The organism is Amycolatopsis thailandensis (genome assembly GCF_042723255.1).
GTDB lineage: Bacteria > Actinomycetota > Actinomycetes > Mycobacteriales > Pseudonocardiaceae > Amycolatopsis > Amycolatopsis thailandensis.
In genome coordinates this window covers 49,114-69,842 of record NZ_JBHXJK010000016.1, presented here as the reverse complement: position 1 = coordinate 69,842, position 20,729 = coordinate 49,114, and the positions used below count along the sequence as shown (strand labels likewise).

Genomic DNA, 20,729 nt, shown 5'->3' with positions numbered 1-20,729 from the left:
TCAGGAGGTGAGGAAAGTCTTGAGTTCGTGGACGAGCTTGGTGATGTGACCGGAGATCACCGGGGTGCCGAGGTCCTTGAAGCGCTCGCGAAACCACGGGTTGACGCTGCCCCGGCCGGCGCTGGTGACCGAGCCGACCGGGATGAACTTCGCCCCGGACCGGTGGATCGCGGCCATGCTTTCGAAGAGCTGCTCGACGCGGGTCTCGTAGAAGTCGGAGATCCACACCACCACGGTGTTCGTGGGTTCGGCGATCTTCGGCTGGGTCAGTCCCATCGCGACCATGCCGTCGTTGCCGCCACCGAGATTGGTGCGCAGCAGGGTTTCGAACGGGTCGTGCACCCACGGGGTGAGGTCGAGCGCCTGGGTGTCGTAGGCGATCAGGTGAACATCCACTTTGGGCAGTCCGGCGAAGATCGAGGCCAGTACGGCGCAGTTGACCATCGAGTCCACCATGGAACCGGACTGGTCGACGACCGCGATGAGCCGCTGTGGTGTGGTCTTCTTCGCGGTCTGCTTGTAGTAGAGCCTGTCGACGTAGAGCCTTTCCTCTTCCGGGCTCCAGTTGGTGAGGTTCTTCCAGATGGTGCGATCGAGGTCGAGGTTGCGGAAAACGCGCTTCGGCGGGACAGAGCGGTCCACCTTGCCCGTAGAGGCCTTCTCGACCTGGGTGCGCAGGACCTCCGCGATCTCGTCGACGTAGCGGCGGATCAGCGACTTGGCGTTGGCCAGCGCCACTCCGGACAGGTTGTCCTTGTCCCGCAACAACTGTTCGATGAGCGACATGCTCGGGCTCAGCTTCGCGGCGAGCGCGGGATCGGCGAGGACCTCGCGCAGATGCATCCGCTTGACGAGGTCCGCTTCGATACCGGCGAGGTCCGGCCCGATCGCCGGGAGCAGCGTGCTCAAGTCGGGAGTGCCGCCCCCACCGGTGCCGCCCAGACCGGTCGGTGCACCTCCCGGCCTGCCGCCGCGCAGCTCACCCGGACGACACCCCAGCGCGCGCTCGAGCCAGCCCGCGTCGGCCTGCCAGCAGGACAGCTGCCCGGCCGTCACCGTATGCGGGGCCGGGGCGAACACGTTGAGCAGCACCTTCGACACCAGCGCCGCGCGCCGCACTTCGGCGGCCTTGTCCCGGCTATCCTCGGTTTCGGGGACCATCAGCCCGTCGAACTCGGCGGCGAGCTCCGGATGCCGCTGGACGACCGAGTCGACCGCGACGTTCGGATCCAGCAGCGCCGACGGCAAGCCGATGTCCTCGACCACGGCCACACTCGCCGATTCGAGCGCGGCCTGCTCATCTCCGTCGAAGAGCCGGGCGAGCAGCCGCCAGTACAGGACCTGACGGCGGTTGTCCTCGGAGTCGGTCATTTCCGCAACAACCTTCCGGCACGCTCGCGCAGCACGGCCGCGGCGTCGGTGGCCGCCTTCTCGGCTTTCACCCCGGCTTTGTCTTCCGTGCCTCCGGCCCAAGCGCCGGCGTGCACAGCCGTGGTCTTCTTGCGCACGGTGGTCTCCACCGCGAGCGGCTGAAGCCGGAACTCGCCGTCCCATCGGATCAGGCCGATGCACGCGCTGGAGGTCGCGATCGCCTTCGGGGTCAGCGGCCCGGCGGCGGGGATGCGATCGACCTCGACGGAAAGCCGGTTCCCGGCCAAGGTGAACGAGAGCGCCTCCTCGTCTCCCTCGACGCCGTAGCCCTCGAGGAAGACGGGGACCGCGATGCGCACCGGGTGCCGGTCCAGTGGCGCGACCGCCGACGTGACGGCTTTCGGCAGCACGACACGCGCGGTGGAGAACGCGTCCGCGGGCTCGCCGAGGCGGGCTTGCTCGTCCTGCCAGAGGAGGTCGCCCTCGGCCGTGACCGGCATGCCGACGAGGTCCATCGAGCGCCCCTCGCTGACGGCCCCGAGCAGGGAAAGATGTGGGCGCAGCAACTGCCAGATGCCGGCGCCGATGATCGTGTCCGGCTTGGGCACCGTCACGCTCGCACGCACGAGCCGCGGCGCGGTGCCGTCTTCGGGTTCGAGCACGGCGTGGACCTGGGCCTGCGCCGCTGTCGAGTGTTCGAGCAGGTCGACGCCCAGCGGCAACAGGCGCCCGGTGACGGTGCCCATCGCCTGCGCCGCCGCCACGCCGGGCAGGGTCAGCAGCATCCCGCGCGACCACAGGTCGCCCCAGCGCCGGACGGGAACGCGCTCCAACGCCGCCCCCGGACAGGACGCCGCGAGTTCGGCCGCGAACCCGTCGAGCAGGACCGCCAACCGGCGCAAACCCGGTTCGGCGAGCAACGCGGAGATCACCGGAGCCGAAGCCGAAATCAGGTCGTGGTCGAGGCCCTGCCAGCCGGCCCGGGCCAGATCGGACAGCCAGGATCGGGCGGCGGCCAGCAGGTTCGGCATTTCCGTCTCGGAAGGCTGCCGGTCGGCATCCTCGTCGGATGGCCGGCCGGTCGCCTCGCCGATACGCGCGAGGACCGCGTCATGCACGGAGCCGAACACCGCGACCCTCGCCGCGGCAAGGGAAACGAAGTGCTCCTCCCCCGCCGCCCCGGCTGCGGTCTTCTCGGCCGCCTCGGCGACCCTGGCCGCCAGCGGCGACCCCGCGACGGCATCGGCCAGCTCGGTGAGACCGGCGATCTTCTGCGGACGAAGCAGTCCGGCGACAAGCACGTCGTCGAACGCGTCGACAGCCGCCAACGCCTCGTCGAGGCCGGCGATCGGGTCGGTGAGCAGATCGGTGCGCATCACACCACCGCCCTGGTCGGCGGGAACCACTGAAGTTCCGGCACCGGCGCTGTCGACGCTGCGAATTCCAGATATGCCAAGTGCCGCAAGAACTGGCTGAACACGGACGCGGCCGCGGTGTTGTCGCCCTGCGACGGTCGCGTCGCGCTCATGGTCTGCGAAATGGCCTGCGCGGTCGGCTCCGGAACGTCTACGCGTAAGTATCGCGCGACGCGCTCGGCGCCGTACTGAAGGGTGGATTCGTTGAGCAGAGCGAGGATGTGGTTGCAGAACATGCCCCGCGCGCCACCGCAAGGCCGATTGTTGTTGGTACTACAGGCGAACTCGTACGTACTCGCCGCGACCGACGAGACGTACACGCGCCCGATGTCCGATCCGCTGGACACCACGCCCTGCACCCGTCCGTCGGCCAGTTCGACGAACGGAACCTTCGCGAGCTTGCGCGGGCGGGCAGGTGACAACACCCGGGCCGTGCTCGCTCTTTCCCAGTCTGACAACGCATCTTCTCCTTGCGGGGGTGCCTCGGTGGGGACTGGGAAGAACCTAGCGGGAGGCACCGACAGTTTTGATCACATCCGAAGTTTTGCGAGCTGAGTCGCCAGATCGGCGAGGTCGTCCGCGTAGAAGTCGAACCGATCCGTCTCCGATGGAGGGTCCCCGACGGGCCTGGCGACGTACGCGGTGCGCAGGCCGACGCTCTGCGCGCCCCTCAGGTCCCACGCGTGGGCCGCGACCATCAGCAGCTGCTCCGGCTGCGTGCCCGACACCGTGACGGCCAGCTCGTAGACAGCCGGGTCCGGCTTGTAGCTCTGCGCCTCCTCGGCTGAGAGCGCCTGGTGCCAGCGGAGGCCGGCGTAGGCGTTCATCCGGAGCAGGGTCGTCCGGCTGGCGTTGGAGAGGCCGATCAGCGGGTAGTGCTCGGCCAGCTTGTTGAGCCCGTCGACAGTGTCGGGCCAGGGCGGCATCCTGCGGCCCGCTGTCGCGAGCGCTTCCGTTTGAGCCGCTTCACGGTCCAGCACGTCACTCGGGGCGTATGGCCTCTCCCCGTCGACGATGCGCTGTTGCTCGGTTGCGACGTGGTCGAGCCACTGCCTGACCAGCTCATCCACGTCGGCGTCTGGTGCGGTTTGACGGATGGCCGCGCGGATCCCGGCCGGTTCGTCGACGAGCGTGCCGAGTATGTCGAACACCAAGGCGTCGATCTGCACGAGCAACCTCCCAGTAAGGGTTAAAGTGGCGGTTAACCGCGAACGTACGAGAGGTTGGTAAGGGATGCAAGTAGCTTTAGACGATTACGTCTGGGCGGCGGGCGTTGCTACCGACCTGGTCAACACCGCTCCCGAGGTCTGGCACGGCGAAGACCACCTGCCCGACCTGGCCGCTCTCGCCGGCTTCGCCGACCTTCACTCGATACCTTCGCCCGCCAGCGATCTGCGCGCCGTTCACCGACTACGCGCGACCGTGCGGAACCTGATCGATCATCCGGACCGGGAGCACCTAATCACCGGCGCTTCCTCACTCACGTCGCCCGCCGGTCACGTCACCCTTCTTGCGGACGGCACGCGATGGGCCGTTGCACCTCAACGAGGCGCAACGATCTCAGACCTGCTGTCGCTGATTTGCGGCATTGCCATCCTGGGCGCGGTCCAGACTCTCGGCGTCGAACGATTCCGCGCGTGCGGTGCTCCCACCTGCCAAGGCGCTTTCATCGACACGACGCGTCCGGGGCGGCGCCGCTACTGCATGCCAGGACTGTGCGGAAACCGCGTCAACGTCGCCAACCACCGTGCTCGCTTCAAGCATCGCGACGCTTGAAGCTGGCCACGCCGGCGATCAGCGACATCGCGAGGTACGACACATCGCCAGCGCCGCCCCGATCGGCGAAAGCACGTACGCGTTGTTCGTCCCGGTGAGCTGCGGCGGCAGGTTTCGACGGCATGAACGAAGCGACGCGTTCTCCGAGCGGCGACGGGAGAAAGCGCGCGAAGATCGGGATCACCAGCAGGATGACGCCGAGGGCGACCAGTGTTCCGCTCGTCGAACGCAGAAGCAGACCGAGGCCCAAGGCGACAACAGCGACGCCGGTCGCCACGACGGACAGGATCACGTCCCCCGCCGAATTCCAAGGATTAAGAGGGCCGCGAGCCAGTCGAGGACGTTTTGAAGACACACTGGACATCTGGACTAGAAGGCCTCGACGGCCAGGGGTATGACACAACTGGACGGGCCATAGTTTGCCTACATTGAATGTGTATCCAGCCTAGCCCGCGCCATCAGTAGCCCAACAATTGTCTTACTATCTACCAATTCACCCCGTTCAACCATCATTTCAACGTTGTCTAGATCGACGAGGCGAACGTCTGTTGGAAGCTCGTCCGCCAACTGCGGCTTCGTGACCCATTGAAACTCTTCAGAAATAAACACGTCCGCCGACCAATCAGACATGCATGGCGCGGCGTTAATTCTGCATAGCCATGCAAGCTCTTCTGTTACAATTCCAACTTCTTCCACAAGTTCGCGGCGAGCAACCTGCAAGGACGACTCACCCGGATTCCTTTTCCCTGCTGGAATCTCCACCGTAATGCGCGAGATCGCCGGCCGGTACTGTTCGACGCAAACTGCCTGTCGATCGATGATTGGTACTACTGCCGCACCCCCGGGATGACGGACGACATGGCGAACGTAGCTCTCGGCGCCGTCGTGCGACATTAGAGCCAGTTCTTCGATTGCAAGAAAACTGTTGTCGATCGAATATATGCGAACTCGCTCGGCGTCATACTTCTTCATCTCTACCTCCATTTTGCAACAAGAAGTTGGATAAAATAGAACACTTTGACGACTTGGCCGCCGGCGGCAAAGTTGCCGACAATTATCGCCGATGCCAATAACGCTGACCACTGACTACTTGAAGTCATGACAAAGAGAAAAAGGATTATGTCCGTCGGGCAGGGAATCCTATTTCTATCTGAGGTGGCACAAGACTTGGGACGCCTGTGCTTCCGGTCATTCGCCTTCACTTAGCACTCCTGAGGATCCGCTCTGGTGACCATCTACGGAAATCCTTGCAGCAAGACTCAACACCACCCAGATCTTGCATGCCTCTCTCTTTGTTTATGCGGTTATAGGCGTCTTTTGCATTGCGGACATTACATGCAATACCGAGACCTGCTGCAACTTCCTGCATCGGCACCGGAAGCCCATGCAGGAACTTTGACGACAGAGCGTTCCGGCCAGTCCAACGGCAGCGGCGTGCGATGTTCGCTGCTACGATGCATGTCAATCGGGGCAACGTGGCTCCAGAGGAGGTAACGACATGCCCATGGGGCGCAAGCTGCTTCCAATGGAAAAACCGATCACCATGAAAGATCAATTTGCCTGGCTGGTGCGGCTGATCAGGTGCACGCACGGCGACCCAGCCGTCCGTAACACTGAGACGTTCTCTCGCATGATGTCCACGTCGTCAGGCGAGGCACTAAAGCCAGCCACGATCAACAAACTCGAAGGAGGCACACTCGACTTTTCGATCGAGCGTTGCATCGCCTTCGAGGAAGCACTTGACCTCAATCTTGGCGACTTAGTTGACCCGTACATATGGCTTTGCCGACAAGCCGAAGAAGCTCCCCGCACTAACTGGTCCAAGATTCGAGAAGTAGAGGCATCGGAGATCGAACTTTTGGTGCGAGTCGCACAAGAAGAGCAATTATCACCGATTGACTGGCTTCGGATTACATCCATTTATCGAAACCGGCGAGAATTGTTCCAAAAACCTCGGACACGGGACAGTTTCTTTCACGGTTTGATGCGGGATTATGGGCGCTCATATGAACGTGACCAAAGGCTGATGCGAGAAGCCTTGATCAATGTCGGCGAAGATATACTTCCATACCTGATAAGCTATATTCAGGTCGAACCAATGCGCTATTTTAATACAACCGAAGCGGTCCGTTACTTCAATGAAGATATTGACGATAAGCATCTAATCTCACTAGCCGAGAGATTAGATGACAGCTATTCGGCGACCTGCATTCTTGAATCGATTGGCATTTGCCTGCGCCGCCAGGGGCGCAGAGTGGACACCTTGCCAGAAGTTGGCGATGTGCTGCGCGAGTATGTCTCCGACTTACTCGAGAATACGGCCGAGCTGTTCATGCCTCGTGAAGCCGCATTATCACTCGTGCGAACTGGCCAGGTAGTCTTGACCCAAAAGCAAAGCAGAAAGATCAAGCAATGCCGTGACGAACTCGGCCAGCTAGCTGTGCAACCTTCACAATTCAATCCAGGCCAATTACTGAACCAAATATCGACAAGACTATCCAGGCTGTTGCAAGAAAAACGCCTATCCCCGGAAACTCCGATCTACATACCAGGATTAGACTTAATTCTGAGAAATGGAATATTTGGCAGAGACCGCGTGGGAAGACTTTGCATGGGTGGACTACTTGGAGCCTGGCAGCACGCGGCGGAGTTAACCGACGCGCTCGGCAAGACATTGACTGACATCCCAACAGAGGACTTTGGTGTCCAGCGGTCAATGGTGCGATTAGTAACAAAGATTGGAAGCAGTAATGCAAACGCAAATCTTCGCAGATTGAACCCGTGCCAGACGCGGGATGAGAACACTCGGCTCAGCATCGCATGGGCGATGGGCTCCGGCCACGACCCCGAAGACCTAACATATCTTGAATCTCTTTGGAAGGTCGCGCAGTCCCGCCCAGGAAAGCGTGCAATCGTAGTCGCAGCTTATCGGCGTAGCTTTGGTAACTTACTCTCAGAGATTGCCCGAGATCGCGACATGGTGATCCACAGGGAAGCTATTACTTCTATACGTGGAATAAATACTCGAAGCTGAGCACACGCGGGCATTTATCCCACCTAGAGCAGATCAGAAGTATTAATAACACAAAAGACATTCCGCTGGAACGAATATCTCACGGCGGCGGCGACGGCCGCGTTGCACTATTAAAAGCACGCTTCTCTCTCGCACGGCAGGCCTTATTAAATACTTCCCGACAGCCCTTAAGTACCTGCCCAGCGGTTTCGAGCCGAAGTTCTGAAGATTCCGCTTTTCGAAATGCTGATATGTCGAGAAATTCGCCAGGTATCGACCGTCTAGCTTACCGGGACCTCGGGTCGCAAGTGCTCTACGAAAATAAGAGAGCGATCAAGGTGATCGCCTCTCTCCCCGTGGATAACATGTGTGCCCCGTTACCGTCTTCGTACCTCCTGATCAAGAAATTCGGGTTTGGTGATCGAGGGCCCGCTGACAGGATACGGCCGCCTACTGAATAGGTCTCGTCGTAACGTGGCTGCCGACCATCGATGCTCGACTGGTGAACTTGCACGCCGGACGGAAGATACCTTCGATGACCAGCGACTATGTGTTGTTCCTTGGCTTGGATGTCGATAAGTGCGAGCATCACACGGTCGACCTGAACCGGGCAAGGAAAAGGCTGCATGACGCTCCGCCGCCCGACAGTGAACCCGGGCCCGGGCGATGTTCGAAAAACTCGACGCTCACTGTCCGGTCCTGGTCGTAGTGGGTCAGCCCGCCACGATCGGGGCACTGCCCATATCGGTCGCCCGCGCCTACGGCCACATAGATGGATTCTCTGCCCGGGCTGGCAAGAAACACAGCGCCGCCCTAATCTGCTTCGCACGACGACACTGCGACGTCCTCTGCGCCATGCTCCGCACCAGACCCACTATCAACGCCCCCACCGCCCAAGCGGCTTGACCGCCACCGCACCGCAGCCCGCGCGTGCCACAATCAACGCTATGCCGACCACCCGAAAGGGCAATGCCGCGTAGATCACCAGCCCGTGTCCGGGCCGACACTCATCGCCGCTGCCGCACTGACGAACAGATTTTCACGCTTCCGGGCCTATCACCCCGAGGACGAGCCAGCATCGCCCGCCTCGAACGCACCCGACTTTGGCCCGGAGCCTCCGCCGAAGCACTGCAAGCTTGGAAACTGTTCGTCCACGAACCCATGCATCGACTCTGGGACCCTCACTGTGGCTGCGGCGTGCCGCAATGCTGCCCCGACCCGGCCGAACTGCGACGAACCCTCGACCTCGTCGCACACGCCCTTCCGCCCACAGACGCCAGAACCTTCCGGAAGAAACTCGCAACCCTCGACGAACTATAGTGACCAGAAAGCCCACTCCCAGTTGACAACCAACGTAGGGACACCCTCGGGGGCTTGAACCCTCATTCACCAAACACGCCACGGCTCCGTAACATGAATGACCAACAGTCCTCACATTGCCGTCCACAAGACGGTGCCCTCCCCGGCAACGCCGAGGAGGGCCCGTTGCAACCAAAGGATCAGACGCCGGCGATCTGCTGGATCCAGGGCCGGTACCGCGTGATGTTCGTGTAAGCGGTGGTCGTCTGCCGGTCACTCGTCGACGCGACGCCGACCTGCTTGCCGGAAGCGAACATCGGGCCGCCGGAGTCTCCACCGGCGGTGATGCCGTCGCCGCGGCTCGCGCAGACAGCGACGCCTCCGTTGTAGTCACGGCACGAGACCGACGTGACGCGGACGTTGGCGACCTTCAGGTACCGCGACTGGCAGTTGATCTCCGAGCCGCACTGGCTGGTGGCACCCCAGCCGTAGACCTGCACGGTCTGCCCGGTCGAGACGTTGGCGGTGGTGCCCAGCGGCGAGTAGGTGGCGTTGACCGAGGTCGTCAGTTTCACGATCGCGAGGTCCGCGCTCGCGTGACGGGTCACGGTCGAGCCGGTGGCCATGGTGCCACCGCTCTGCTGGTCGAGGCTCCCGATCCGGAAGGTGAACGTCCCGCCGCTGGCCACACAGTGTTTCGCGGTCAGGATGTACTGCGGCGCGATGATCGTCGAGGTACACGTTTGCCGGCCGTTGGCGAAGAGTCTGGCTGCCCACGGGCCGCTCGACGCGTTCTGGCCGCCGATGATCATCGGCTGGACGTCGGACGTGGGTTCCGCGGCGGACGCCACGGGGGCGGTCACGCCGAGCAACGCCGCGAAGGCGGTGCCGGCGATGAGGGCGAAGGAGCGCAGTCGCATGGTTCCGACTCATTTCTGCGGCGAGGAACAAGGCCGCGTACCGAGGGAAGGATGGGCTGATTCTGTGACTCGGCAAGGGAAATCGGACACCGACGAAAGTCGTGTAGAAGGTACCTATCTTTCCGTTTCGGCCACCGTTAGGTGTTTGCTCCAGGTATCCGGGCCATGCCGTCGATGTCGGCCCAAACCGAATGGCCCGATCGGCGTCCGTCCATTTGAGACGAATGGTGGCATAACCCTAGGGGCATAGTCCGGACCCGAGGGGTTTCGAATCAGGCCCCGGTCACGCCAGAATCGGCACCATGACCACAGCACAGTGGACCCCGACCTACGGCGACCCCTTCGAACCGGTGCCCTACCGCCCGGCTCGCGTTTCGGCGGAGGAATCGCTGGCCACCGCCGCCGATCTGCGCCGCCGCATGGACACCCGCCGCACCGTGCGGATGTTCTCGACCGACCCGGTGCCCGAGCAGGTGCTCGTGGACGCCATCGCGGTGGCGTCCACCGCGCCCAGCGGCGCGCATCAGCAGCCGTGGACCTTCGTCCTCATCAAGGACGACGCGACCAAACAGCGGATCCGGGACGCCGCCGAAGAGGAGGAACGCGTCTCCTACGAGGGCAGGCTCGGCGAGGAGTGGCTGTCCGCCTTGCGCCCGCTGGGCACCGACGCCGTCAAAACCCACCTCACCGACGCCCCGTACCTCATCGTCGTCTTCCAGCAGCGCTACTTCCTCGACGAGGACGGCACCAAGCACAAGCACTACTACGTCGACGAGTCGGTGGGCATCGCGGTCGGCATGCTGCTCACGGCGTTGCATCTGTCCGGGCTGGCCGCGTTGACGCATACGCCGTCGCCGATGCGGTTCCTCGGCGAACTGCTCGAGCGGCCGCAGAACGAGAAGGCGTTCGCGGTCATCCCGGTCGGTTATCCGGCGGACGACTGCGTGGTGCCGGACCTCGTGCGCAAGTCGATCGACCAGGTACTGATCCGCCGCTGACCCCAGGCGTGACCCGGGTGCGCGCGCACCCGGGTTGCGCGAAGCGACCGCAAGTAAGCAGTCAAACTGCGCATTTGTGCAGTTTAATGCTCAGTTTGACGCATCTCTTGACATATCCGGCGGCGATTGGACAAAGTCGGGCAACCGAAGGCGACACGAAGGAGTGTTCTTCATGGCCGACCTGCCCTCTGTCTCCCGGCGGACCCTGTTCGGCGGCGCGCTCGCCGCCGGGGCGCTCGCCGCGATCCCGACGAGCGCCACCGCCGCGGAAGAGGCCACCGGAGCGGAAAGCGCGCCCCGCCGTCCTGGTCAGCGCAGCATGATCGGGGTGCCGTTCGAGCGGCACCGGACCGTCCGGATCGGGATGATCGGTCTCGGCAACCGCGGCATGTCCATGATCGGCGGGTGGAGCGCCGTACCGGGCGCCGCGGTCACCGCGGTCTGCGACATCCGCGCCGAGCGCGCGAAGGCCGCCGCGGACAAACTCGCGGCCGACGGGCGCCCCCGCCCGGCCGAGTACGGCGGATCCGCCGACGCCTACAAGAAGATGCTCGCCCGCGACGACATCGACCTCGTCTACATCGCCACCCCGTGGGAGTTCCACTACCCGCAGGGCAAGGCCGCGCTGCAGTCCGGCAAGCACGTCGGCGTCGAACTCCCGATCGCCACCGAGCTCGACCAGCTGTGGGACCTCGTCAACACCAGCGAGCAGACCCGCAAGCACCTGTTCCTCGCCGAGAACTGCAGCTACGGCCGCAACGAACTCGCGATCCTCAAGATGGCGCACGAAGGCGTCTTCGGCGAGGTCACCAACGGGCACGGCGGCTACCTGCACGACCTGCGCGAACTGCTGTTCTCCGACACCTACTACACCGACGCGTGGCGCCGGAAGTGGCACACCCGCAGCACCGCGAGCTTCTACCCGATGCACGGTCTCGCCCCGATCGCCGCCTGCATGGACGTCAACCGCGGCGACCGGTTCGCCACGCTGCGCGCCACGGCGACCGAGCCGAAGGGGCTCGCCGACTACCGGAAACGCCACATGCCGCCGGGCCACCCGTCGTGGAAAGAGACCTACATCAACGGCGACCTGGTGACCTGCCTGATCGAGACCGAGCAGGGCCGGATCATCCGCGCCGAGCACGACGTCAGCTCGCCGCGCCCGTACAGCCGCATCAACAGCCTCGCGGGCAGCCGCGGCATCGTGGAGGACTACCCCGAGCGGATCTACCTCGAACCCGACCACAGCGGGCACGCGTGGAAGGACTTCAAACCGTACCGCGAGCGGCATGACCACTGGCTCTGGAAGAAACTCAAGGACGACCCGAACCTCGGCGGTCACGGCGGCATGGACTACGTGCTGCAGTGGCGGATCGTGCAGCAGATGCGCGCCGGGCTGGTGCCGGACATCGACGTCTACGACTCCGCGGCCTGGTGCTCCCCCGTGCCGTTGAGCGTGGTCTCGCTGGCCCGCGGCGGGAAGCCGGTGTCGATGCCGGACTTCACGCGCGGCGGCTGGTCGAAGCCCCGGGCCGGTCTCGACTCACAGCCTTCGGAGATGCCCGGCTAGGCCACGGCGACGGCCGGCCGGTCCGAAGAGGACCGGTCAGCCGTCGGCCGTGTAGCGGGGAACGACCCGGAACACCCGGAGGTCCCTCGGCGTCCCCTTGGCCCGGAAGTTCCGGCGCGGGCGCACGGTGAAGGCGTCCCGGTCGAGTTGTTCGACGACGCTGGCGCTGGCCAGCACCTCGTCGCCGTCCGCTGCGGCCATGATCCTGGCCGCGATGTTCACGTCGACGCCGAGATAGTCGTTGCCGACCCGCTGCGGATTCCCTCGATGAAGGCCCGCGCGCAGATGCGGAAGGTAGCCCTCGGCCTTGATCACGCTCACGGCGGAACAGGTCTCGTAGGCGGCGTTCACCGCCTCGTCCGGGTCGGCGAACACGGCCATCACGCCGTCGCCGAGTCCTTTGACGATGCTGCCGCGGTGCCCGGTGACCACCGACTCGGTCACCTTCGAGACCGAACGCAGCAGCTCCAGGACGCGTTCGTCACCGGCGCGCAGCGCCCAGGTCGAGAAGCCGACGAGGTCGGTGAACAGCACCGTGATGCCGTCCGCGGACATCGGCCGGGTGCCGGACCGGCGGACGGCCTGCCAGGCCTGGACCGCGGCCAGCCCCAGCTCACGGGTGGCGCTGGGCCTGTCGGCTCCGGCCTCGGTGAGCAGCCGCGCGAGCCTGTCGGACGAACGGCCCGTCGCGGGCGCCAGCGGGTCGTTCTCCCCCGGGACGAGCCCCCGGAGGAACCGCGCGCCGCGCACCAGCTCGCCACGCTGGTCCGTCGCGCGCAGGAACCGGCGGGTCCGGAGGTGCCACGGCTCGGGTCGGTCGGTCACGGTCAAGACCCTAGTCGTTCGCCACCCGGGCCGGGCACCTGTCACCCCGGTGACAAGAAAGCGGCAGGCATTTCCCCTTTCCGCCTTCGCGTGACAATTCACGAAAGCTCTATTCCACCTACGCGTGACAAGATCGACGCGTAAAGAAAAAGCGATGGTTCTTTCCCTTTCCTCGTTGGTGACTTTCCACCTAGATTCGGCGTCGAGCCCATTCAACGACGAAAGGACCTGACATGACGGAAACCCTGGTGCGAAAGGGTGTTCGCCGGTTCTGCGCCGCCGGGATCGCGGCCGCGGTCGCCGGAACCGTGATGCTCACCGCGGCCGGAACCGCGGCCGCCGTCGAAAAGAACCTCACGTACAAGGGCGGCTTCCCCATCATCGGCGACCAGCAGGTGGCGGTGGTCGTGAAGGCGGAGATCCCGGCGACCGCCCAGGCCGGAACGCCGATTTCGGTGCCGTTCACCCTCGACGTCGATTCCGGCCAGGCGGCCGGCGACGGGCTCCGGCTGGTCGGCGCGAAGAAGCTCTCCGGCACGATCAGCTCGAAGGTGAACGTCGCGCTCGGCGACCAGAAGGTGGCCATCCCCATCGAGCTGCCGATCCCGGACACCGAGGTGCCCGCCGAAGGGTCGCTGAAGTTCACCGCGTCGGGCAAGGTCGACTTCACCATCCCGGCCGGGACCCCCGCCGGTGAGGCGACCAGCAGCGTGGACGCCGCGGCGACCTCGCACATCGTCACCGACAGTTCGCTCGGCGAGTTCGACGTGCAGCTCACGCTCGACCCGCCCGACCAGGACGCCGTCCTCGGCAAGACGACCGTCAGCTGAACCCCCGTCTTCCCCCGGCTCGGCGAGCCGGGGGAAGACGCGTCTTGACCTCCAGCGCACTGGAGGTAACAAGCTGTCGATCATGTGGATCTGCGACAGGTGCGGTATCGAACATCCGGCGAGCCCGGAACCTCCCCGATGCGTCCTCGACCGGGGTGAGGTCGGCATCGAGGAAGCCGGTGACCTCGGCGCGCACACCGGACGCTGGTGGACGCACGAGGAACTGATCTCCGCGCCGCACAAGACACTGCACCGCGATCACGGCCGCGGCCTGCACAGCGTCAAACGGGAGCCGCATTTCGCGATCGGGCACTGGTCGTTCGTCGCGGTGACCCCGGCCGGGGCCCTGTTGTGGGATCCGCCGTCCTGGTCGGACACCGAAGTGCTCGACGTCGTGCGCGGTCTCGGCGACGTCACCGCGATCGCCACCAGCCATCCGCACATGTTCGGCGCGCAGCTGAGCTGGAGCCGCGCGCTGGGCGGGGTCCCGGTGCTGGTCAACGAACGCAATCGCGAATGGCTGCCCGCACCCGATCCGGCGTTCGAGTTCTGGGACGAGCACGCCGAACCCTTGCCGGGACTCGAACTCGTGCGGCTCGGCGGGCATATGCGCGGCAGCGCCGTGGCCAGGACGCCGGACGGCAGCATCCTGGCGGGCGACACGATCACCGGCGGGCTCGCGCCGGACTGGGTGTCGTTCCAGCGCAACTTCCCCAAGCACATCCCGATGTCCGCGGCCGTGGTCCGCCGCATCGTCGACCGGCTGGACGACTTCCCCTACGACCGGCTCTACACCCTCGGCGGCGACACCATCGACAAGGACGCCCGCGCGGTGGTGCGCCGAAGCGCCGAGACCCACATCCGGTGGGTCAGCGGCGACTTCGACCATCTCACTTGACGGCGTTCTTCTCCTTGCGGCGGAAGAACAACGCGATGACGCCGGCCATCGCCATGAAGAACGCGACGGACCACATGCCGGGACGGAAGCTGCCGGTCAGTCCTTGCAGCCAGCCCACGAGATAGGGGCCGACGAAACCCGAAAGGTTGCCGAACGAGTTGATCAGGCCGATGCCGGCGGCGGCGCCGACGCCGGTGAGGAACGCGTTGGGCAGCTGCCAGAACACCGGGACGGCGGTGAAGACGCCGACCGCGCAGAGGGTCACCGCGGCCATCACCAGGAACGGCGATCCCATGTACAGCGCGGCCGCGATCGAGACCGCGCCGACGAACGCGGCGATGGCGACGTGCCCGGCGCGTTCGCCGGTGCGGTCCGAATGCCGGGCCCACAGCACCATGGCGACGGCGGCGATCGCATACGGAACCGCCGTGATCAGCCCGATCTCGACGATGCTGTAAGTGGTCTGGAACTGCTGCTGGAAGCCCTTGATCACCTGCGGGAGGAAGAACGCGAGGACGTAGAGGCCGAAGATGATTCCGAAGTAGACGGCGCTCAGCGCGAGTACGCGCGGGTCGGTCAGCGCCGATCGCGTGCTCACCTCGTGGGCGACCGTGGCGGTGTCTTCCGAGTCCAGGGTCGACTGCAACGCCGTGCGCTGCCCCGGCGACAGCCACTTCGCGTCCTTCGGCTTGTTCGGCAGCAGGAAGAACACCGCGACACCGAGCAGGATCGAAGGCACGCCTTCGGCGAAGAACATGAAGCGCCAGCCCGCGTCGAAACCGAGGACGCCCTCGCCGTTCTGGATGAGCAGAGCGGAGATCGGGCTGCCGAGGACCGAGGAGAGCGGCACCGCGAGGAAGAACAGCGCGACGATCTTGGCCCGCACCTTCCGCGGGAACCAGTAGGTCAGGTACAGGATGATGCCGGGGAAGAACCCGGCCTCGGCGATCCCGAGCAGCACCCGGACGATGTAGAAGCTGACCTCGCCCTGGATGAACGCGGTGGCCGAGGCGACGATGCCCCAGGTGACCATGATCCGCGCGATCCAGATCCGGGCGCCGACCTTGTGCAGAATGACGTTGCTGGGCACCTCGAAGAAGAAGTACCCGACGAAGAACAGGCCGGCGCCGAGCCCGTAGGCGGCCGAACTGATGCCGAGATCGGCGTTCATGGTGAGCGCCGCGAACCCGACGTTGACCCGGTCGAGATAGTTGAGCAGATAAAGCAGCCCGAGGAACGGGACCAGCCGGATCATCGCTTTACGGACCGCTTGCGCGGTGGACACCTCTGCCGTCTGTTCGTCCATCCGCGGGAGTGTAGAGGGGGTCAGAACAGTGGTGGCAGGAAGGCACCGAGGTTGCCACCGGCGGCCCGATCAGCGGGATCGGGATCCACTTGGACCACGTCGGGGTCGCGCGGGTCGTAGGTGACCTTCACCGTCGAACCGCGGGCCGGGGCCTGCAGCGGCGCGGTGATCATCGTCGCGACGACCGTCCGCTCCCCTGTTTCCGTGGGGAACCGGACCTGCACGGTGAACCGCGGATTCCCCATCACCCAGACGTTCGTGAACTCGACGCCGACGACCTGCCCCATCACCTGGACGCCGGTCTGGGCCAGCGCCTGCGCGCGGTCGTCCGCCTCCGCCTTGCTGACGAACGCCCGCCCCAGCACCATGATCATGACCAGCGCGGTCACCCCGGCCACCGCGGGCACGAGATACGGCTCGTAGTAGACGATCCAGTCGACGTCGGTCCACGGTTCCGCCGCGCCGTCACCGAACGGCAGCCGCTTCCCCACCGATTCGGGCGGTGTCCACGACGGAATCGCGACGCCGCTGCCCAGCGCGATGCCGAGCGACGCGGCCAGGCTGCTCGCCCGGAAGCCGACGCCCATCCCGCGCAGCGACATCCCACCGCTCCACAGCATCGCGAACCCGAGCGACGAAGCGATCGTGATCGCGACGCTGAAGAGCAGGACGAGGGAAACCGCCGGGCCCGCGTCGGCCCCCCACGCGTCGACGCGGTTCAGCGACATCAACCGGAAGCCGTCCAGCAGCCCGAGCGCGCCCGACCAGCCGGTGACCGCCCAGGCGAGCGTCGTCGGCACGCCGAGCAGCCACATGCGCAGGCCGGGGCGGCGGGCCTGCCGGGGGTTCTCCGGCAGGCCGAACTCGAAGGACCCGAACATGACCGCCCCTAACCGATCGGCCCGAACACGGCGACCTTCGCCGGGTCGGCGGGGTCGACGCGGGCCTCGTGGCGGGTGCCGGGCGCGTACTGCTGGATCGTCGCCAGCGGCGTGATCAGCGAGGTCACCGTCCGGTAGGTGGTGCCGTCGGCGCGGGTGACCTCGAGCGTCGCGGTGTACTGCGCCTGTCCGGCGATCTTCCGGCCGGTCGGCTCCAGCCCGCGGATCACCAGGGTCGCGGGCTCGCAGGTGTCGTAGAGCCGGCGCAGCTCGGTTCCGTAGGCCTGGAGTTCCTGCTGCTGGCGCAGCTGCTCGTCCATCGGCAGCGCCATGAACTCCGCCATGTCCGGATCGGCGTTGAGGCCCCGGAAGGCCTGCGCGGCCAGCTGCGGCGTCGGCAGCTGCGGGGTGATGTCGTGCCCCTGCGCGGCGGCGGCCTGCCGGAACTGCTCGGCGTGCCGCTGGAAGTCCTGCTGCCCGCGCGCCATGCCCTGCTGCGTCGCGTCGTTGATCTTGTCGCGGATCTTCTTGAACATCGGGTGCCGCCTTTCGCCGTGTCGTTCTCGCTGGACACAGCTTCAGCGGGCCGCTCTGCTACCGAACCCAGGTTTTCGCGTCGTCGGTCGCGTCGAGGCAGGTCAGGGGCGCCCAGAACACCGGCGAGTTCGCCAGTTCCGGCTTCTCGCGCCAGCGGGCGAGCCGGGAACGCTGCCACGCGCACAGCTCGCCGACCGGATCCTCACCGGCGAGCGCGGTGTCGACGGCGATGACCAGTTCGGACATCGGATCCGAACCGGGCACGGCGGCCGACGTCGGCAGCGCCCAGACCGTGGCGGCGACCAGCCCCGCTCCGGCCGCGACGGCGGCGAGCAGTACACCGAACGGTTCGGCCAGGCCGAAATCGCCCGCGCTGGCGCAGCCGATCAGCGCCACCCGCGCGGGCATGGCGTCCACTTCGGACAGTGCGAGGTCGGCGGCGGTGAACGGCCGGTGCGGTCCGATCGGCTGGGCCGTGCCGGGGAGGTCGGCCGAACAGGACAGGTGCAGCGCGGTCTGCGCGCCGTACTCGTCGCGCACGCGGCTGACGTGTCCCACGAACACCAGCCGGGAGCAGGGCCGCGACAGGAGTTCGGCGAGCAGGGCCCGGTCGGTGTCGGTGCGGCGGACCAGGTCGAGCCCCCGGGCGACGGCGGGCAGGACCGGGCCGTCGGCGAGCCTCGCGTCCAGATGACGGATCAGCGGCGACGTCGCGTCCTGCTTGCCGAGGACGGAACCCAGCTCCCCGAAGGCGCTCTGTCCGGGGATTCGCGGGTCGAGCAGGTAGACCGGCGGGCCGTCCGCGCCGGGCGGACGACGCGGGATCGCGGCCGGGGCGAGCAGAGAGACGTCGGCGACGTCGAGGACGCGCTCGTCGCCGTCGAAACAGGTGCCGATCTCGTCGAGTTCGAGTACGTGATCGGCCCGCCGGTCGGGCAGCGCCAGCAGTCCCCACGGGACACCGGCGAGGCTGGGCGACGGCTGGATCCGCAGGAGCGGGCGGTTCCCGTCGGCGGCGGCACGACGGAGCGCCTCGACCAGGTCGGCGGGCAGGAGATTGAGGGCGAGGACGCGGGCCAGGCGTTGCTCACCGGCGAAGCCGCCGAACGCGTCTTCGCCCAGCGAGCGCCGGACGGCGTCGGCCACGCTCTCGCCCTCGTGCGGTGTCGGGGAGGCGGCGTCCAGGAACTGACGGGCGGTCCCGACCAGCGCGAAGTCGATCGGATGCGTGTGGACGGTGTCGAGGTCCCCGGTGGTCCGCCAGCTGAGGAACGTGTGCCCGGCGTCGGCGAAACGCAGGATGAAGGTCTCCCTCCCCGACCGGGCGGCGGGCCACGTCTCGACGGTTCCGGCGGCGAGCCGCGGCAGGCGATACCGCTCGGTGGCGAGGCGGTGCCAGCGGTCCAGCTCCATCGGCGAGGACGGAGACCAGCGCAGGGCGGGCGGCGGGGCGAGCCGAAGCGGAAGCGACGAGGTGACGGAACCCAAGGCCGCCAATGGAAGCCGATCGTCCTCAGTGGACGGGATGACTTCGAGGGAGGGCAGTGTCCCGGTCAGGCCGAGCGACGGCCCCTCGACTCCCGTGTACGCGCCGACGGCGCAGGTGCGCTCGATCAGTTCCGCCGCCAGCCTCGGCTCCTGAAGCTGCGCGAGCAGCGCCAATGCCATCCCCATCGTCGGAGCCGCGATGTCCCGCGCCCACGCCGTGCGCGCCTCCGGCGAGACGAACTCGAACCGGTACTCCGCCGCCGCGAGCGTCAGCGGGAGCATCAGGTCCAGCACCGCCCGAGGATCGTTCCCGCGAGCGAAACCGATGGAAGCCGCGACGAAATCCGTGTGCAGGAGGTCCGACCAGTCCCCCGACTCCCGCGCCGATTCCCGCGCGCGGGTCGCGAAGTCCTCAGCCGTCGCCCAGTCGCCTTCCGCCGCGGCGCAGCGGGCCAGTGCGGTGTCGACGAGGCGCAGACCCGGAACGTCGTCATTGGACGTCCGGATCGTTTTCGCGTGCTCGAACTGTTCCCTGGCCTGCGCGACGTCGCCCGTGTACAGCAGCAACGTGCCCAGCGCGAAGCTCGCTTCCGCGACGTCGCCGGTCAGACCCGCCGCCGCGAGTTCGTCGCGGGCGGCGACGATCGCGGCGACCGCGCCGGGGAAGTCACCCGCCAGGGCGCGGGCCTTCGCCAGGCCGATACCCGTCTTCGCGGCCAGTGGGCCGCCCTCGTGCTGCGCGCTCAGCCTCAGCAGATCGGCCCGCGCGTCCGCGTCCTCGCCGCCCGCGTGGCGGATCCGGGCACGTTCGGCCCTGGCCATGGCCTGCTGCTGGACGGCCCGCTCGCGGACCTCGTCGATCTCCGCGAGGGCCTCCAGCCCGGCCAGGATCTCCTCGAGCGCGACCCGCGCACCCGCCAGATCCCCGGCGGCGATCTGGACGCGCACGTCGAGGATCCGCAGTTCCATCTCGTCGCAACCGTGGACGTCGAGCAATTCGGGCGGATACTGGTCCGGCCCCGCGTCCTTGCGGAACGCCGCCCGGCTGCGCTGCCCCGCGATCAGCTCGCGCGCCTTGGCGACGTCCCCTTCTTCGGTGGCCAGGGAGATGAGCACGCGATCGGCGACCTCCCGGGAGCCTTCGATCATCCGCACCTCGGCGTACTGACCGAAGTGGACGATGGCGGCCGTGCTCACCTTGAAGACGTGGAGCACGGCCTCCGCGCATTGCCGCGCGTTGCGCAGGTCGCCCGCGGAATAGCAGACCGTGGCCAGATCGCTGACCGCGGCGAGTTCGAGATCGGTCCGGTCGAGCCGCTGCGCGATCTCGCGCATCCGGGCGTACTTCCGGTGCGCGCCGGCGACGTTCCGCACCGCGGCGAGCTGTTTGGCCTGGTCCTGGACCTTGGCGGCTTCGACGAGCAGCTTGCGGTACTTGCTCTCGGAGAGCGAGCACGCCGGCACTTCGCCGTACGCGGCCGGGTCGAGGCCGAAATGCTTCGCGACACAGCGGCAGTTGTAGCCATGCGACGTCGCGGCACTCAATTCGGGCGGGAGCGGGCGGTCCGGCGGGTTTTGGGGCGGCGGCATGCCGACGAGCAC

18 protein-coding genes are annotated in these 20,729 nt (G+C 66.3%); 6 read left to right on the top strand and 12 right to left on the bottom strand.

Annotation, left to right across the window (positions count from 1 at the left end; all coding sequences use genetic code 11):
* The 4 genes from ACFWMR_RS09110 to ACFWMR_RS09095 all read right to left on the bottom strand — a co-directional run bounded on the left by ACFWMR_RS09110 (position 1) and on the right by ACFWMR_RS09095 (position 3,955).
* Positions 1–1,371, bottom strand: coding sequence for a VWA domain-containing protein (locus ACFWMR_RS09110; RefSeq protein WP_093933825.1), 1,371 nt, complete (start codon positions 1,369–1,371; stop codon positions 1–3).
* Positions 1,368–2,747, bottom strand: coding sequence for a hypothetical protein (locus ACFWMR_RS09105; protein WP_378378025.1), 1,380 nt, complete (start codon positions 2,745–2,747; stop codon positions 1,368–1,370). Before ACFWMR_RS09105 ends, ACFWMR_RS09110 begins: the two co-directional genes overlap by 4 nt.
* Positions 2,747–3,244 (bottom strand): hypothetical protein, encoded by a 498-nt coding sequence (locus tag ACFWMR_RS09100; protein WP_167406083.1) that lies wholly within the window; start codon positions 3,242–3,244, stop codon positions 2,747–2,749. Before ACFWMR_RS09100 ends, ACFWMR_RS09105 begins: the two co-directional genes overlap by 1 nt.
* 72 nt (positions 3,245–3,316) lie before the next feature.
* Positions 3,317–3,955 (bottom strand): haloacid dehalogenase type II, encoded by a 639-nt coding sequence (locus ACFWMR_RS09095; RefSeq protein ID WP_378378024.1) that lies wholly within the window; start codon positions 3,953–3,955, stop codon positions 3,317–3,319.
* A 64-nt stretch (positions 3,956–4,019) separates the two neighbouring features.
* Between ACFWMR_RS09095 and ACFWMR_RS09090 the strand changes: the two genes are divergently transcribed.
* A complete protein-coding gene (locus ACFWMR_RS09090; protein ID WP_378378023.1) occupies positions 4,020–4,562 on the top strand; it encodes a CGNR zinc finger domain-containing protein in 543 nt (180 codons plus the stop codon).
* On the opposite strand, the gene ACFWMR_RS09085 is transcribed toward ACFWMR_RS09090, so the two are convergent.
* Together ACFWMR_RS09085 and ACFWMR_RS09080 are read right to left on the bottom strand one after the other, a co-directional pair.
* The gene (locus tag ACFWMR_RS09085) at positions 4,543–4,839 is read right to left on the bottom strand and encodes a hypothetical protein (RefSeq protein WP_378378022.1); all 297 of its coding nucleotides are present in this window, start codon (positions 4,837–4,839) and stop codon (positions 4,543–4,545) included. The two genes, ACFWMR_RS09090 and ACFWMR_RS09085, sit on opposite strands and share 20 nt — an antisense overlap.
* Positions 4,840–4,985: 146 nt before the next feature.
* Positions 4,986–5,534, bottom strand: coding sequence for an NUDIX hydrolase (locus tag ACFWMR_RS09080; protein WP_378378021.1), 549 nt, complete (start codon positions 5,532–5,534; stop codon positions 4,986–4,988).
* Positions 5,535–6,060: 526 nt separating this feature from the next.
* On the opposite strand from ACFWMR_RS09080, the gene ACFWMR_RS09075 reads away from it, so the two are divergent.
* The gene (locus ACFWMR_RS09075) at positions 6,061–7,596 is read left to right on the top strand and encodes a HEAT repeat domain-containing protein (protein ID WP_378378020.1); all 1,536 of its coding nucleotides are present in this window, start codon (positions 6,061–6,063) and stop codon (positions 7,594–7,596) included.
* A 1,478-nt stretch (positions 7,597–9,074) separates the two neighbouring features.
* On the opposite strand, the gene ACFWMR_RS09070 is transcribed toward ACFWMR_RS09075, so the two are convergent.
* Positions 9,075–9,794 (bottom strand): S1 family peptidase, encoded by a 720-nt coding sequence (locus ACFWMR_RS09070; RefSeq protein WP_378378019.1) that lies wholly within the window; start codon positions 9,792–9,794, stop codon positions 9,075–9,077.
* 302 nt (positions 9,795–10,096) lie between these two features.
* Between ACFWMR_RS09070 and ACFWMR_RS09065 the strand changes: the two genes are divergently transcribed.
* Both ACFWMR_RS09065 and ACFWMR_RS09060 read left to right on the top strand, forming a co-directional pair.
* Positions 10,097–10,792, top strand: coding sequence for a nitroreductase family protein (locus ACFWMR_RS09065; protein ID WP_093933832.1), 696 nt, complete (start codon positions 10,097–10,099; stop codon positions 10,790–10,792).
* A gap of 172 nt (positions 10,793–10,964) precedes the next feature.
* Positions 10,965–12,362 (top strand): Gfo/Idh/MocA family protein, encoded by a 1,398-nt coding sequence (locus ACFWMR_RS09060; RefSeq protein WP_378378018.1) that lies wholly within the window; start codon positions 10,965–10,967, stop codon positions 12,360–12,362.
* A gap of 36 nt (positions 12,363–12,398) precedes the next feature.
* On the opposite strand, the gene ACFWMR_RS09055 is transcribed toward ACFWMR_RS09060, so the two are convergent.
* Complete coding sequence (locus ACFWMR_RS09055; protein WP_378378017.1) at positions 12,399–13,193, bottom strand: adenylate/guanylate cyclase domain-containing protein; 795 nt, start codon at positions 13,191–13,193, stop codon at positions 12,399–12,401.
* Between the two features lie 227 nt (positions 13,194–13,420).
* Between ACFWMR_RS09055 and ACFWMR_RS09050 the strand changes: the two genes are divergently transcribed.
* Positions 13,421–14,017 (top strand): DUF6801 domain-containing protein, encoded by a 597-nt coding sequence (locus ACFWMR_RS09050; protein WP_378378016.1) that lies wholly within the window; start codon positions 13,421–13,423, stop codon positions 14,015–14,017.
* Positions 14,018–14,099: 82 nt separating this feature from the next.
* Positions 14,100–14,915: a hydrolase gene (locus ACFWMR_RS09045; protein ID WP_378378015.1), complete on the top strand. Its 816-nt coding sequence runs from the start codon at positions 14,100–14,102 to the stop codon at positions 14,913–14,915.
* Here the strand turns inward: ACFWMR_RS09045 and ACFWMR_RS09040 are convergent.
* The 4 genes from ACFWMR_RS09040 to ACFWMR_RS09025 are packed head-to-tail and all read right to left on the bottom strand — an operon-like array spanning position 14,908 to position 20,729.
* Complete coding sequence (locus ACFWMR_RS09040; protein WP_378378014.1) at positions 14,908–16,221, bottom strand: MFS transporter; 1,314 nt, start codon at positions 16,219–16,221, stop codon at positions 14,908–14,910. The two genes, ACFWMR_RS09045 and ACFWMR_RS09040, sit on opposite strands and share 8 nt — an antisense overlap.
* A gap of 20 nt (positions 16,222–16,241) precedes the next feature.
* Positions 16,242–17,102 carry a DUF3592 domain-containing protein gene (locus ACFWMR_RS09035; RefSeq protein ID WP_378279727.1) on the bottom strand — a complete coding sequence of 287 codons (861 nt, stop codon included), beginning with the start codon at positions 17,100–17,102 and terminating at the stop codon, positions 16,242–16,244.
* A gap of 8 nt (positions 17,103–17,110) precedes the next feature.
* Positions 17,111–17,638: a hypothetical protein gene (locus ACFWMR_RS09030; protein WP_378279725.1), complete on the bottom strand. Its 528-nt coding sequence runs from the start codon at positions 17,636–17,638 to the stop codon at positions 17,111–17,113.
* A 58-nt stretch (positions 17,639–17,696) separates the two neighbouring features.
* Positions 17,697–20,729 (bottom strand): hypothetical protein, encoded by a 3,033-nt coding sequence (locus ACFWMR_RS09025; protein ID WP_378378013.1) that lies wholly within the window; start codon positions 20,727–20,729, stop codon positions 17,697–17,699.